Origin of the sequence: Paraneptunicella aestuarii, from assembly GCF_019900845.1 — a bacterium.
Classification (GTDB): domain Bacteria; phylum Pseudomonadota; class Gammaproteobacteria; order Enterobacterales; family Alteromonadaceae; genus Paraneptunicella; species Paraneptunicella aestuarii.
The window spans coordinates 3,371,111-3,383,693 of the sequence record NZ_CP074570.1 but is presented as its reverse complement, the minus strand read 5'-3'; the positions used below and the strand labels follow the sequence as shown (position 1 = coordinate 3,383,693).

Sequence of the window (12,583 nt, the reverse complement as noted above, 5' to 3'; positions counted from 1 at the left end):
GAACAACTCCTACTTGTGGGCCTACATCTTGTGGTATGGTTTTGGATACTCTAGGCAATTCTGTTGATGTGGAAGACTTGGTTAAGCAACTGCCTATAACTGATAAAGGAGTATCAATAGATAAATTAAGCGGAGTGTTTCAAAATTATGGAGTTGATGCTGAGTTTAAAAGAGGACTTACTATAGATGACATTGCAAGTGCTACTCAGTCAGGTACTCCTGTTATTGTGGCCGTGAGACAAGGTGGGGGCGGGCATGCGATAGTTGTCGATGGAATTACAACTAGGCAAGGGGTTGATGTCGTTGCTATAAGGGATCCATGGGGAACTCAATATTTTGAAAAGCTAACGGTCTTTAAGAAACGATTTTTAAGGCAAGGAGTCATTATAAATAGTGGAGGGTAACAATATGAAATTGCTAGTGGATGAATTGCTGTGTCGTCAAAACGAATTTATTGGAAGACAGGTAACGGTTACAGGTGTGATATTTGTTAATTTAGAAAATAAGTCTTTTATTAAAACCACAAGGGAATCTGAATTATCTATAAATGTGAACTATTCTTTTGCTGAGAGATTATTGGATGTTGTCCCCTGTTACGTTGGAGGAGAGTATTTATATTCAGATGAATGTGAGATTGAAGGGCGTTTAGAGTTTTATAACAATGAATTATATTTAAATGAATTGAACTTTATTAAAATCTTCAGAGATGATGAAGTTTTTATATGCCCGTCCAAACGTCCAATTGATAATGGGTAATATTCCCCAAGGCTGATTTTTGAAAAAGCGTTTAAAAATCAGCTAGTTGCCTTTTTGATTTCTGCAAAATTTTCCATTCAATATTAAAAAACTCAGTTTTTGATTAATTTTCTTGCACAAAAATCACTCGAAATGCCCCGTGCCCCGTCCAAACGTCCAATAGATAACGGGTAATACTCCTCAAGGCTGGTTTTTTCAAAAGCGTTTAAAAATCAGTCTGTTGTCTTTTTAATTTCAGCAAAAATTTCACTAAAGTTCTGCATAAGCCGCGACTATCCATGGACGGTTAATCATCATTCACTCTCAAGCGATGTAAATCGAACAATGCTTGATTTGAGTTAAATAATAAGCTCCACACCTGTAAGCAATCCGCCCCATTTTTCATAATGCCTTGCCTGTTTATATCCTGTTTGAAAGATATCAACACCATTCCAGACTTCCATCGGTGTGCGTCCATTCAGGTGAGAGTGTGGGCGAACTGTGTTGTACCAGTGAATAAAGTCGGGGAGTAAGTGGTGTAATTGCTCTGCATCTTGCACAAGCAGTTTGTTAATGCGCGCTTTGAATGTACCAATCATTCTTTCAACTCTGCCGTTTTATTCGCAACATCCCTGTTGCTCACCCTACGGGCCATCGTCGCAGTCTCCGATGTTAAAAATTTGCTCCTGCAATTTTTTGCCATGGGCAAGCAATATCGGAGAATTGTTGCTTAACGCCAGCCAGTATCATCGCCAAGTGGAAAATCAGAGAGCTAAATACGGCTTCATTATCGGTTTTATGCGTTTGGGCTTACCAACTTGAGCAAATAATGCGAACAGGGTGGTTAGCAAAATCCATGAATGCTTGCTGCTTAATGGTTGTAAGCACAAGCATCGGCGCGAACCATAATCGACCACAGCAAGCAGGGTATGTTGGAGTTTATTTAGGTCGGTGACGGTGGTTAAATCCACGCCCCAGCAAGTATTTACAGGAACAAAAGCCGGGCGCTTGTGTTTAAGCTTTCTGCGCAGAATTTGCCATTGGTAATGATGAATTTTAAGTTGGCAATACACATAGAATTTACTCACCGTTTCGGCATCTTTTTTAAGGTGAATACGGTTAAACAGCTCGGCGATTTTTCTGCATCCCAAATCCGGGTTGAGGGCTTTTAGGTAAATCACTTTATGTTTAACCCATTCTGGCTTTTTGTTGTTTTTAATAGGCAAGCAGATTGCGTTCAACGCATCGGGTTTTCGGCGTAAAAAATGCTGTTTTTTATCGGAGTTTAATGTGAGGTAAAGACAGAGCAGGAGCAATAACAACAGCATAGGTTTTCAAAAAGAGGGTGGTTTAATTATTGTCTGCTTATTACTCTACGTGTTTGCTGGGATCCATTGATTGATGCAGTACATCAATGATTTCGATATGGGGCGGTTTGATTCGGTAATAAATAGTGTGTGAGCCTATGAAGTCGCTATAAAATCCCACCTTCAATTCATCGCGAATTCGCCCTCGTTCAGGGTTTTCTGCCAGTGCCTGCATTCTTTCTCTTAAGCTTTTCAGGTAATGTCGAGTTTGTATTGTTCCAAAGTTTTCGAGGGAATAGGCTTTGATGTTTTTCAGGCTTGCTTGAGCTGCGGGAGAAAGTAAATAAGTTGTCACTATCCAATCAGATCCTGCATAAATTTATCACCATCAATACCTTCGCCTCGATCCAACTGTGTTTCACCGACTTCAAGTTTTTTTCTCAGTATATCCAGTTTCATTTCTTGCTCTTCAAGTAATCGAAGACCAGCTCGAACGGCTTCACTGGTTGATTCAAATCGGCCTTGTTGCACTTTTTGTTCAATGAATTGCCCAAAGTGCTCGCCCAATGTCACGCTGGTATTTCTCTGCATGATGTACCTCGCTCAAAATTGTATTAAATATTAATACTCATAATGCCAATAAGTCAATTTAGCATCACTATTACCACGGGCTATGAAGATGAAAACACCTTTGGTCAAACGGGCAATACCCTGATACAGGGCAGCACATTAGTGGCTGATGGTGATATGACGATAGCGACGGGTAATCTGGATGTGCTTGCCAGCCGGGATACCTTTGAGCAAACCATTACCACTCAAGATGCGTCATTCAGTGTTCAGCAAACGGTGTATGGCTCTGCGGGAGGGCCTTCGTTTAATGCCAGTTATGGTCAGAGTGAGAGTGATAGCGAGGATAAATCCACCACCTATAACAACAGTGTGTTAAGTGTGAACAATATCAATATTGTGACCGCAGAAAACGCATCGTTTGTCGGTGCGAATGTGGATGCTACTAACCATCTGGATTTGACCGTGGGGGCGACTTACTGTTTGAATCGGTACAAGACCGTAGTAGTGGCAGCAACCATTTTATTGGTATTGGCAGCGGGAGTCGCTTGGAGAAGATCAGAGCTGTGGTAGTAGATATAGGCTTTAAAAAAGCTGTTTAATATACAAAAATTTCTTATTGAGTTTTTTCAGTTCGAGTGGATTGGTATAAAAGCAGGCATAACTTTCTGCGAAGTCCTCGTTGGCATTTGTTTGGGCGTAACGGGTTACATTACCTTCCACAGGATATAATTCTGTCACCCACTTTTTACGTTCACTACTGGTTAAAATCCGTCTAAAAACGTGATGTCCGATCTCATGTAGTAGCATGTGCCTAAATTGGTTAAGTGAAGCGAATTCATATATCAAAATATGATCTATTGGGAGGTTGCTATACTCGCCGAGAGCTGAATAATTAATAGGTTGAGGCGCTACGTAACTTCGTTTGTAAAACCTCTCGGGATCGTAAACGATGGTTGTAATACCTGCTTTATGTGGTTTGGGGACGGACTTTAGTATATTGACAACATCATCAATTGAAATGATATTTTGCTTTTTAAATCCTTTTATTACTAGCTTCATAAAACGACATTTTTGAATACACCAATTCGCTTATGATCAGGCATTATCCCCATTTTATATATTTCTATTGGTTATTTTATATTCTTAAAATGAATTAAAAAAAATTAAATACTTTCGTCAAATTTAACACCAAAAAAGAAAAAAGGTCTTAACGTGGTGAAAATAAAGGAGTTCGATTGTCTGAGTTTATTTGTGAAAACGTTTAAGATGCTCCCCTTATTTTTCCGTTTATGCTTCATGTAAGGGGGAATTAGTTATACGTATCTTCATGAATTATTTAATAAAATTAGATGGTTACCTCCTTGTGGTTTGTTTAATTACCCATGCGGTAACTGGTTTGACAACTTCGAGTTGCTTTTTATACTGCGCTGCAATTAGACTAAGGCTCAATTGAATAGGACGTACTATGTTGTATTTCGTATTATTCAGTTTTTGGGTAAGTATAAATCTTGCCACGGTTAGGGAGTTGTACAGTTAATACTGTTCAGGGTACAAGGTATGAATACTCAAATTAGATCCAAGATCGATCGCCTTAAGTCTTTTTGGCTTCAAGATCCTCAAAATAAACTTATCATCAAAGATTTACTTGATTCTTACGTACAAGTTGGAGATGTCTCTGCTGGTTGGGAGTTTTTTCAATCTATTACTCCGCAATTTAAGGCTGATACCGACATTATATGGCAATTTGGACAATCTCTGACTTACCAGGGATATTTTTCAGAGGCCGCATCTCTATTTCAAACATTGCCTGATACACCTAATTATTTGCGAGAATATGGGCTTGGCTTGTGTTTCTTTATGCAGCGCCAATTTAGCCAGGCTAAAGAAGTTCTTGAGTCTGCTTTTGTCGATCGCACCAATGTTCCTCCTTTAGAATTAACCGAGCTTTATGCTCGCACTCTCCTGTTTTTGAAAGATCTTGAGAACGCATTTGACGTTCTTTCCCACGTTAAGCAACATTCACCTGATTCCCTTGGGCTTCTCTCACTTATCGCATTAGATATGGAACGATATGATGATGCAGATAAAATGTCGGATGAAGTTCTAAAATACAATGAGAATCAACAAGATGCGTTGATTTCCAAGATTACATGCCTATACCGCAATCTTGATTTTGTACCTGCGTTATCTCTTGCTCAACATGCTACTGGGCGTTACCCCTTAAATGGTCGATTGTGGTCATTGCTAGGGCAGGGATTAATGCTGAATCAGCAAATACCAGAAGCTTTGAATGCTTTGCAAAAAGCAACCGAAGTGATGCCAGATCATATTGGTACGTGGCACTTGAAAGCATGGTGTGAACTCATGCTTGATGACCTGGTAGCTGCTGAAACATCTTTCTCCAGAGCCTTGGAACTAAACAGAAATTTTGCGGAATCTCATGGTGGTTTAGCCGTTGTTCTGGCTAATCGTGGAGAGATGGAACAGGCTCAGCATGAAATTAAGGTTGCCATGCGCCTTGACCCGAATTGCTTAACCGCGAAATTTGCCAATAGTATGTTACTGCGTAGCCAGGGAGAGATAGAAAAGGCAGATCATATGGTTAATGATTTGCTTAATACTCAATCCCACTTGCCAGAAATTACTTATATCCAGTTGCTTCAGTCTTTCAGTAAAAAATAAGCAGTAGAAATAAGCCATCGAGTGAGAAGTAGTCGCGATGAATATAGATATGGCAATTGGATTTATGGGGGAGATGTTTGCTACGGGCTTATCTGTAGCAACCCCTTTGCTAATGGCATCACTGCTGACTGGTGTTCTGATTTCCATTTTTCAGGTCGTTACTCAAATCCAGGAGATGACCTTAACCTTTGTTCCCAAAATTTTTGTTAGTTGTATTGTGCTTTATTTTTTGGGGCATTGGATGCTAAACGCTTTAATCTCCTTTACCAAGCATATTATTTCTCAGGCTGCAGGATTTTAGTATGGATACTTCCTCTTTGTTGCAGCCTTATTTTCTGTTGCTAGCCAGATTAACGCCGCTATTCATGGCGATGAATGGTTCACCCATGCAGTATTTTCCATTAATGGTTAGATTGGTGTTGCTCTTTTCCATTTCCTTGATTTTAGCCTTTGGTGTAACGGGAATTGGCGATAATTGGCTCACAATGTCTATTGGTGTATTTGTCATTAACCTGCTTTTTGAATTTGTTTTGGGAATGGCGATTTTACTGGGTTTCCAGTTGGCTATTGCTGCTATTCAGATGATGGGAAGAGTGCTTGATATGCAAATTGGTTTTGCAGCCGCAGGGGTTATGGATCCTCATACTAACAATAATGAACCTTTGCTCGGACATATCATTGTATTGTTGGTTACGCTTTGCTTGTTTTTGAGTAATACCCACCATCATCTTTTATTGGCTTTTAGGGAAATGCTTGCGCTTATTCCTCCAGGACGTTGGGATGGTGTTGTCGATGTTAGCAAAATTATGAGTTATTTCTCCGTCCAGTTGAGTTTTGCTTTATTACTTATCGGCCCTGTTGTAATGGGTCTATGGTTAATGGATCTGTTCAGCGGCATTGTGTCTAAAACCATGCCTCAGATGAATGTTTATTTTGTCACATTACCGTTAAAAATTTGGTTAGGAATGTACCTGTTGTCTTTAAGTGTTGAGCACTTTAAGCCTTTGCTCGGAACAATTTTTAATACGATGGACAAATGGTTTGAAGGGAATTGGCTGTTGTTAGGGGTTGTAAGGTAATGGCTGAAGATCAAGAAAAGTCAGAACAGGCTACTCCCTATAAGCTTCGAGAAGCAAAAAATAAAGGGCAGGTCAGTAAGAGTGTAGAAGTCACTGGTGTGTTAATGCTGACCCTTGGCGGCGCTGCTTTTTGGTTTTTACATAGTGGCATGATTGCTGATGTAAAAAGCTTGTTTGTTTATTTGTTGGCTACGGCAGGGAACGTCAATGTTTCATCTCACTCTATTTTGTCTATAGGTATGAGTATTTTGATGTCTGTCCTTGGGATTTTTGCCCCTATTCTTGTTGTTTTGGTACTGGGAGCGATTGCTTTCAACCTATTACAGACTGGCCCTGTATTCTCCACACATCCTTTATCAATTGATTGGAATCGATTTAACCCCGTTGAAGGTTTTAAAAAGATTATTTCCTTAAAAAGCTTATTTGAGTTGTTCAAATCACTATTAAAACTGGCAGTCATTTCTGTTGTTTGGTTTATGTGGGGAGATAGTTGGTTGGACGTGGTTATGGACAGTTATGGAATGAGTGAGAATACTTTTGCCCAACATTGGCAATCTTCAGTATTTTCATTAGCTCTGATGGCTTTGGCGATTCTCCTGCCTATTGCTCTGTTGGATTTTATCTTTTCAAACTGGCAGTTTGCTAAAAAGATGATGATGAGTAAGCAGGAAGTTAAAGATGAGCACAAGAAACGGGAAGGCGACCCGAAAATAAAACAAAAACAAAAGCAAATACAAAAGGAATTATTGCAAAAAGCAGCGTCATTAAGCAGTGTTAAAGATGCGGATGTTGTGATCACCAATCCAGAGCACATTGCCGTCGCCCTAAAATATGATCCTGCGTCCATGTTCGCACCTAAGGTATTAACTATGGGGGCAGACCATCATGCAGCAACAATTCGCAAGTTAGCACGTACTCATCGAGTTCCCATTGTTAGAAATATTAAACTGGCTCGTCAGTTATACCGTACATGCAACATAAACGGATACATTCCCGAATCCTGCTATAAAGATGTTGCGCCAGTGTTCAGAAGTATTTTAGGCATGGATCGGCAGGAGAAGTAATAAATGGATATGTTTAAGCAAGGAAAAAGTGAACTGCTATTGGTCATTGGTGTGATTGCCATACTGATGTTGCTTTTTACTCCTGTTCCTGCTGTTGCTTTGGATTTGTTGTTACTCACCAATTTCTGCTTGGCGTTGATTATCCTGTTATTAACGTTTTATACGGATAAACCTCTGAGCTTTTCTACATTTCCGTCTCTTATTCTAATTGCCACCTTATTTCGCTTAGGGCTTAACGTTTCTTCTACTCGATTGATTCTGAATGATGCCGCTGCGGGGCAGGTTATTGCGTCTATTGGCTCACATGTGGTGGGTGGGAACTACGTTATTGGGCTTGTCGTATTCCTCATCCTTATCGTAGTTCAATATGTTGTTGTAACCAATGGTGCACAAAGGGTTGCTGAAGTAGCGGCGAGATTTACGCTGGATAGTATGCCGGGTAAGCAAATGAGCATTGATGCCGACTTGAACATGGGGCTGATTGACGAGCATGATGCGAAAGCGCGTCGTTTGGAGATTGAGAAAGAAGCGAATTTCTATGGTGCAATGGACGGTTCTACCAAGTTTGTAAAAGGAGATGCCATTGCCGGGATCATTATCATACTGATCAATATTATCGGTGGATTGTCTATTGGTACAGGTCAAATGGGAATGGAGTGGGGAACTGCTTTGCATACCTATACCCTTTTGACAGTTGGAGATGGTATTGTTACCCAAATCCCTTCCCTGATTATTGCAACTGCAACAGGCATCATTATTACTCGCGCAGCATCTGATGCTCAATTAGGCAAAGAACTGGCTGCTCAAATCACCTCTCATCCCAGAGTATTGGTCATCATTGTTGTGACCTTGCTACTTGTGTTGTTTATGCCCGGGTTACCAGCCTTACCCATTCTATTTTTGGCTTTTTTAATTGGGTTTATGGCTTTTTTCAGTATTCGAAGAGATGTAACTGAAAAAGAAAGCGTCAATGATAGTGGTCATGAAAGCCAGTATGAAGACCCATTATCGAAAGATGTCGTTGAATCTACCAGGCAAGAGGACTTGTACCGCTTAACTCACATTGAACAGCTTGAACTAAGAGTGGGTACGGACATATACAGTTATATCAATGGCGAGTCTTGCACTTTAAATGAGCGACTGGCTAATTTCCGTAAACAGTTTGCACTTGATTATGGCTTGGTGATACCTGTGCATTCTGTAATACAAGATAGAGGGATGACGGGAAATCATTATCGATTGCTGATTCACGGGGCTAAGGTTGCTAGTGGAGAGATTCATCCTGATCTTATGTTGGCAATTGATCCAACCGGTAAAAAACAGGGTATTGCCGGTATAAAAACGAAAGAGCCTACTTATGGCCTTCCAGCCTTATGGGTTGAAACAACACTCGCCGATCCAGCCAGAAAAGCCGGTTTTACCGTTGTTGATCCTGAAACAACGTTTCTGACTCATATTACCGAGACGCTAAAGAAATATAGTCCTGAGTTTCTAACCCGTTCTGAGACTGAGAAATTGTTATCCAGAGTTGCAGAACAACAGCATGGTTTGGTTGATGAACTAATACCCAGTGTATTGAGTTATTCCGATGTTCAGAAAGTTCTGCAGCAGTTATTGCAGGAAAAAGTATCCATACGAAATTTACCACTGATTTTAGAAGAACTGGTTGATGCAGCGAGACAAGAAAAGAACATTGTTTTTTTAACCGAGAAGGTTCGGTTTCGCCTTCGTAATCAGATTAGCCAAGGGTTGGCTGACGGCGAAGCATCGCTTAACGTTTTAACCTTTGAACCCAGATTAGAACAACGATTAGTGGCAGGGGTAGGGGATGCCAGTGACAGTAATTCGTTGATGCTGGATGGCGATGTTACGGAAACATTACTACGTTCATTATCAACCTATGTCGAGCGCATGTTATCAAAGCGTTTAACCCCGGTTTTGCTCTGCACACCAATACTGCGCAGGAAGTTATATCTGTTTTGTGAACGAGCCTTACCTCAATTACACGTATTGTCTCTTAATGAGATACCGACAACGGTGAATGTGCGTTCATTTGGAATGATTCGAGAAAATGGTGAAGTCGTAAGCAACGCCTAATTATATGTATTAGCTGTCAGCTTGCTGACGACAGGAATGAAGTACAATGGAACCCATAGATTACATACTACAAAGTCTGCAACATGATATTTCCAAGGTTGAGGTGATTAGCCAGAATTTGGCTAATGCTCAAACCCCTGGGTTTCAGGCATCTCATGTCTTTTCTGAATACATGAGTAGTTCTGAAGGAAGTAAGCTGCAAACTCTTCTCGCTAACAGCAACAGCACTATTCAGAAAACTCAACGCTCCTTGGATGTTGCCATTCTTTCTGATGCTTATTTGCAAGTCGAACTCAACGGCGAAACCTTACTGACCAGACATGGCCGTTTACATACTGATAAGGACGGTAATTTATTGCATGTTTCTGGCGGTAAGGTGTTAGGAGAATCTGGTTACATTCAACTGCCAGAAGGCGACATTGAGATTAAGGCGAATGGTGAACTGCATGTGGCTGGTCATGAAGTCGACAAGCTGTTTTTAGTTACCATGAATGGGACTGAAAAAACGGAATACCGTGGCGCGGGTCTTTTTGCCAATGCCTCATATTCACCCGCATCGGCTCAGGTTGAACAATTCGCTTTGAACAGTGCCAACGTTAATACCACTCAAGACATGATCCGTTTGATTGAGACATCTCGTCATGCGGAAAGCTTGCAAAGAGCATTTCATGCGCTTGATCAAATCAAGAATGCCGGCATCAACGAACTAGGGAAAAAGTAAATGATTGAATCGTTATACATTGCTGAAACAGGCATGAGTTCACAACAACAATTAATTGATGTTATTTCAAACAATATTGCCAATGCCTCAACGCCTGGATTCAAAAAATCACAGGTGAACTTTGTTGATTTGGTTTATCAGTCTAATGCCAGTCAAATCTCCGCCCAACAATCTACTGACAACAAAAGCAATGGCGCAGGCGTTCAAATTGGTTCAAATATTCTGGATTTTTCAGTGGGTGAACTTAAACAGACGCTCAACCCATTTGATCTAGCCATTCAGGGAAATGGCTTTTTGGAAGTGACACTGGAAAACGGTGATTACGCCTATACCAGAGCGGGAAGGTTACGCCTTGATCAGGATGGTTATCTGGTCACGAAAGACGGTTTTCGTTTGAGCGCTAATATTCAACTTCCTCCAGATGCCGTTGATATGCAAATTTCTCCAGATGGTGAATTGTCTGCAAGGTTAGGGCAACAAGGCGAACGGGTTGTATTGGGCAACATTGAACTGGCGCGTTTTTCAAATCAGGAGATGCTGAACAGCATAGGGCAGAACCTTTTCACTGGTAACGATAAGACTGGTGACGTGTTTTATGGCAAGCCCGGACAAGACGGTTTTGGTCATATCCAACAAGGCATGACCGAAGTGTCTAACGTTTCCATGACAGAAGAAATGGTCAACCTTATGTTAGCCCAACGTGGTTATCAGTTGAACGCACGTATTATCCAGATTTCAGATCAGTTGCTGGATACGGTCAATAACCTGCGTCGTTAGGTTTTGGTGTCGTGATGTTGCTGCTCATAACGTTCCTGCAAAAAAACAAGCTATTACCATGCTGTATGGCATTGAGCGTATTTACATTGAGTTTATCTGCGCAGGCGATGAGCTTCCAGAAAAGCATTAACCGTCTTCAGGCTCCCGTTATGGTAACGGACGTGCTGCAGTTGCAGGCGAGTGAAAGGGACTTATGGCCGAACGACGTTTTGAATACAGAATGGCCTGAATCATTGCAAGGTTGGGTTACTCAGGAACAGGTTGTTGAATGGGCGAAAACGAAAGGTGTTACTACAGAATCACTGACATGGAAAGGTATCAAAAAATCATGGCTGCAATGGTGTTACCCGGTGTCATTGACTGACAGCCAAGCCATGATCAGTCAAGAGATTCAGTCATCCCTGCCAGGGTATTTGATACTCAATTCATTACAGGTGGATGAAAGAACGATCCCTTGTATCGAAGAGCAGGCAAAAGGGGTGAGAGTTGTAAATGTGTCTACTCCAGGCCATGAGGGTATTGAGGTTCAACTTTCCATCGAAACATCAAGTGGTACTTATGACGCAGCTGCTCAGTATGACGCTCAATTTAGCGCGAAAGCACTTAAATTGAATGCGAAAGCAGCCATGAACACTCCTTTAAATAAACTGGATTTGTCGCACGTAAGAGTGCCTTGGCGAGGCGATAAGTTGATCACAGAAAGTGAACTGGAAAAGTATCAGCTGGTTAAACAGCTCTCGAAGGGCTATCTGCTGTCTCATCGCGATGTAATACCGATACCTCTTGTTGCCCAGGGGGAGTGGGTAAAAGTGACACTTTCTCATGGCGCTATCCAGATTTCGACTCAGGGCGTCGCCATGTCTTCAGGAAATCATGGGGAAGAAATCAGTGTGAAAGTACAAGACAGTCCGAGAACAAGTAAAGCCACAGTGGTGGCAAAAGGAGTTGTAAATGTATCTGTTTAATGTCTCGAACAGCGTGTTGAAGCTTGTGTTGATGACCTTGGTGCTCAACCTGTTTGCATCGCATTCGGCGATGGCGGGTTCTTTATATGACGCCAACCGTTTTCAGGCGCTTTATGAAGACAAAAAGGCATACCGGGTTGGTGATGGGATAACCATTTTGATTTACGAAAATGCTCAGGCAACCAGCAGTGCCGGTGAAGGCAGCAGTGGTGATTTTGCCTTGGCTGGAACTGCATCGGTGGATGAGCGTAATTGGGGGGCTGGGATTAATTTGGGAGCTGGCAATGATGGCGAAGCCAGTACCAATAGAAACGGTTTCTTAAAGGCTCAGATAACAGCTGTTGTGACCCATATTGATGAGAATCACAACCTTTTTATTGAGGGAACTCAAACGGTGAGCATCAATGAAGAGGCTCAGGTCATCAAGATTAAAGGAAAAGTAAGAAAAGAAGATGTGAGTGCCGCCAATACTGTACCGTCGTTTCGTATTCAAAATGCAGAGATCAGTATTGATGGCGACGGCTCTGTAACCGAAGGCAAGAACAGTAACTTGCTTGCCAGATTCATTAACTGGTTAGGATTTTAG

The 12,583-nt window shown here is 41.3% G+C and carries 17 protein-coding genes; 12 read left to right on the top strand and 5 right to left on the bottom strand.

Annotated features, from left to right (window positions below; translation table 11 throughout):
• Positions 1 to 41 precede the first annotated feature (41 nt).
• Positions 42 to 404, top strand: coding sequence for a papain-like cysteine protease family protein (locus tag KIH87_RS12875; protein WP_232358274.1), 363 nt, complete (start codon positions 42 to 44; stop codon positions 402 to 404).
• 4 nt (positions 405 to 408) lie between these two features.
• Positions 409 to 756, top strand: a complete 348-nt coding sequence (locus KIH87_RS12870) for a hypothetical protein (RefSeq protein ID WP_232358273.1) — start codon at positions 409 to 411, stop codon at positions 754 to 756.
• A 338-nt stretch (positions 757 to 1,094) separates the two neighbouring features.
• On the opposite strand, the gene KIH87_RS12865 is transcribed toward KIH87_RS12870, so the two are convergent.
• The 4 genes from KIH87_RS12865 to KIH87_RS12850 all read right to left on the bottom strand — a co-directional run bounded on the left by KIH87_RS12865 (position 1,095) and on the right by KIH87_RS12850 (position 2,633).
• Entirely contained in the window at positions 1,095 to 1,334 is a 240-nt protein-coding gene (locus KIH87_RS12865) for an integrase core domain-containing protein (RefSeq protein WP_232358272.1), read from the bottom strand.
• A gap of 165 nt (positions 1,335 to 1,499) precedes the next feature.
• Positions 1,500 to 1,961: a hypothetical protein gene (locus KIH87_RS12860; protein ID WP_232358271.1), complete on the bottom strand. Its 462-nt coding sequence runs from the start codon at positions 1,959 to 1,961 to the stop codon at positions 1,500 to 1,502.
• Positions 1,962 to 2,103: 142 nt separating this feature from the next.
• Complete coding sequence (locus tag KIH87_RS12855; protein WP_232358270.1) at positions 2,104 to 2,397, bottom strand: type II toxin-antitoxin system RelE/ParE family toxin; 294 nt, start codon at positions 2,395 to 2,397, stop codon at positions 2,104 to 2,106.
• Positions 2,397 to 2,633 carry a type II toxin-antitoxin system ParD family antitoxin gene (locus KIH87_RS12850; RefSeq protein ID WP_232358269.1) on the bottom strand — a complete coding sequence of 79 codons (237 nt, stop codon included), beginning with the start codon at positions 2,631 to 2,633 and terminating at the stop codon, positions 2,397 to 2,399. The genes KIH87_RS12855 and KIH87_RS12850 overlap by 1 nt, the downstream gene beginning before the upstream one ends.
• A 42-nt stretch (positions 2,634 to 2,675) precedes the next feature.
• Between KIH87_RS12850 and KIH87_RS12845 the strand changes: the two genes are divergently transcribed.
• Complete coding sequence (locus tag KIH87_RS12845; protein WP_232358268.1) at positions 2,676 to 3,182, top strand: hemagglutinin repeat-containing protein; 507 nt, start codon at positions 2,676 to 2,678, stop codon at positions 3,180 to 3,182.
• Between the two features lie 12 nt (positions 3,183 to 3,194).
• Here the strand turns inward: KIH87_RS12845 and KIH87_RS12840 are convergent, their stop codons facing one another.
• Positions 3,195 to 3,671: a hypothetical protein gene (locus KIH87_RS12840; RefSeq protein WP_232358267.1), complete on the bottom strand. Its 477-nt coding sequence runs from the start codon at positions 3,669 to 3,671 to the stop codon at positions 3,195 to 3,197.
• A gap of 498 nt (positions 3,672 to 4,169) precedes the next feature.
• Here KIH87_RS12840 and KIH87_RS12835 point away from each other — a divergent pair, with 498 nt between their 5' ends.
• The 9 genes from KIH87_RS12835 to KIH87_RS12795 are packed head-to-tail and all read left to right on the top strand — an operon-like array spanning position 4,170 to position 12,583.
• Positions 4,170 to 5,294, top strand: coding sequence for a tetratricopeptide repeat protein (locus KIH87_RS12835; RefSeq protein ID WP_232358266.1), 1,125 nt, complete (start codon positions 4,170 to 4,172; stop codon positions 5,292 to 5,294).
• A gap of 37 nt (positions 5,295 to 5,331) precedes the next feature.
• Positions 5,332 to 5,595, top strand: coding sequence for a flagellar biosynthetic protein FliQ (locus KIH87_RS12830; RefSeq protein ID WP_232358265.1), 264 nt, complete (start codon positions 5,332 to 5,334; stop codon positions 5,593 to 5,595).
• A 1-nt stretch (position 5,596) separates the two neighbouring features.
• Positions 5,597 to 6,373, top strand: coding sequence for a flagellar biosynthetic protein FliR (locus KIH87_RS12825; protein ID WP_232358264.1), 777 nt, complete (start codon positions 5,597 to 5,599; stop codon positions 6,371 to 6,373).
• On the top strand, positions 6,373 to 7,437 hold the full coding sequence (locus tag KIH87_RS12820; protein ID WP_232358263.1) for an EscU/YscU/HrcU family type III secretion system export apparatus switch protein: 1,065 nt from the start codon (positions 6,373 to 6,375) through the stop codon (positions 7,435 to 7,437). The genes KIH87_RS12825 and KIH87_RS12820 overlap by 1 nt, the downstream gene beginning before the upstream one ends.
• A gap of 3 nt (positions 7,438 to 7,440) precedes the next feature.
• Complete coding sequence (locus KIH87_RS12815) at positions 7,441 to 9,534, top strand: flagellar biosynthesis protein FlhA (protein ID WP_232358262.1); 2,094 nt, start codon at positions 7,441 to 7,443, stop codon at positions 9,532 to 9,534.
• Positions 9,535 to 9,580: 46 nt separating this feature from the next.
• Positions 9,581 to 10,255 (top strand): flagellar hook-basal body complex protein, encoded by a 675-nt coding sequence (locus KIH87_RS12810; protein ID WP_232358261.1) that lies wholly within the window; start codon positions 9,581 to 9,583, stop codon positions 10,253 to 10,255.
• On the top strand, positions 10,256 to 11,032 hold the full coding sequence (gene flgG, locus KIH87_RS12805; protein ID WP_232358260.1) for a flagellar basal-body rod protein FlgG: 777 nt from the start codon (positions 10,256 to 10,258) through the stop codon (positions 11,030 to 11,032).
• Between the two features lie 14 nt (positions 11,033 to 11,046).
• Positions 11,047 to 11,997, top strand: coding sequence for a flagellar basal body P-ring formation chaperone FlgA (flgA, locus tag KIH87_RS12800; RefSeq protein ID WP_232358259.1), 951 nt, complete (start codon positions 11,047 to 11,049; stop codon positions 11,995 to 11,997).
• Entirely contained in the window at positions 11,984 to 12,583 is a 600-nt protein-coding gene (locus tag KIH87_RS12795; RefSeq protein ID WP_232358258.1) for a flagellar basal body L-ring protein FlgH, read from the top strand. Before flgA ends, KIH87_RS12795 begins: the two co-directional genes overlap by 14 nt.

Excerpts from the sequence above, each read along its gene's own strand:
- KIH87_RS12870 (WP_232358273.1), top strand. The coding sequence starts at position 409 with ATGAAATTGCTAGTGGATGAATTGCTGTGTCGTCAAAACGAATTTATT.
- KIH87_RS12865 (WP_232358272.1), bottom strand. The coding sequence starts at position 1,334 with ATGATTGGTACATTCAAAGCGCGCATTAACAAACTGCTTGTGCAAGAT.
- KIH87_RS12850 (WP_232358269.1), bottom strand. The coding sequence starts at position 2,633 with ATGCAGAGAAATACCAGCGTGACATTGGGCGAGCACTTTGGGCAATTC.
- KIH87_RS12845 (WP_232358268.1), top strand. The coding sequence starts at position 2,676 with ATGCCAATAAGTCAATTTAGCATCACTATTACCACGGGCTATGAAGAT.
- KIH87_RS12840 (WP_232358267.1), bottom strand. The coding sequence starts at position 3,671 with ATGAAGCTAGTAATAAAAGGATTTAAAAAGCAAAATATCATTTCAATT.
- KIH87_RS12835 (WP_232358266.1), top strand. The coding sequence starts at position 4,170 with ATGAATACTCAAATTAGATCCAAGATCGATCGCCTTAAGTCTTTTTGG.
- KIH87_RS12830 (WP_232358265.1), top strand. The coding sequence starts at position 5,332 with ATGAATATAGATATGGCAATTGGATTTATGGGGGAGATGTTTGCTACG.
- KIH87_RS12825 (WP_232358264.1), top strand. The coding sequence starts at position 5,597 with ATGGATACTTCCTCTTTGTTGCAGCCTTATTTTCTGTTGCTAGCCAGA.
- KIH87_RS12820 (WP_232358263.1), top strand. The coding sequence starts at position 6,373 with ATGGCTGAAGATCAAGAAAAGTCAGAACAGGCTACTCCCTATAAGCTT.
- KIH87_RS12815 (WP_232358262.1), top strand. The coding sequence starts at position 7,441 with ATGGATATGTTTAAGCAAGGAAAAAGTGAACTGCTATTGGTCATTGGT.
- KIH87_RS12810 (WP_232358261.1), top strand. The coding sequence starts at position 9,581 with ATGGAACCCATAGATTACATACTACAAAGTCTGCAACATGATATTTCC.
- flgG (WP_232358260.1), top strand. The coding sequence starts at position 10,256 with ATGATTGAATCGTTATACATTGCTGAAACAGGCATGAGTTCACAACAA.
- flgA (WP_232358259.1), top strand. The coding sequence starts at position 11,047 with ATGTTGCTGCTCATAACGTTCCTGCAAAAAAACAAGCTATTACCATGC.
- KIH87_RS12795 (WP_232358258.1), top strand. The coding sequence starts at position 11,984 with ATGTATCTGTTTAATGTCTCGAACAGCGTGTTGAAGCTTGTGTTGATG.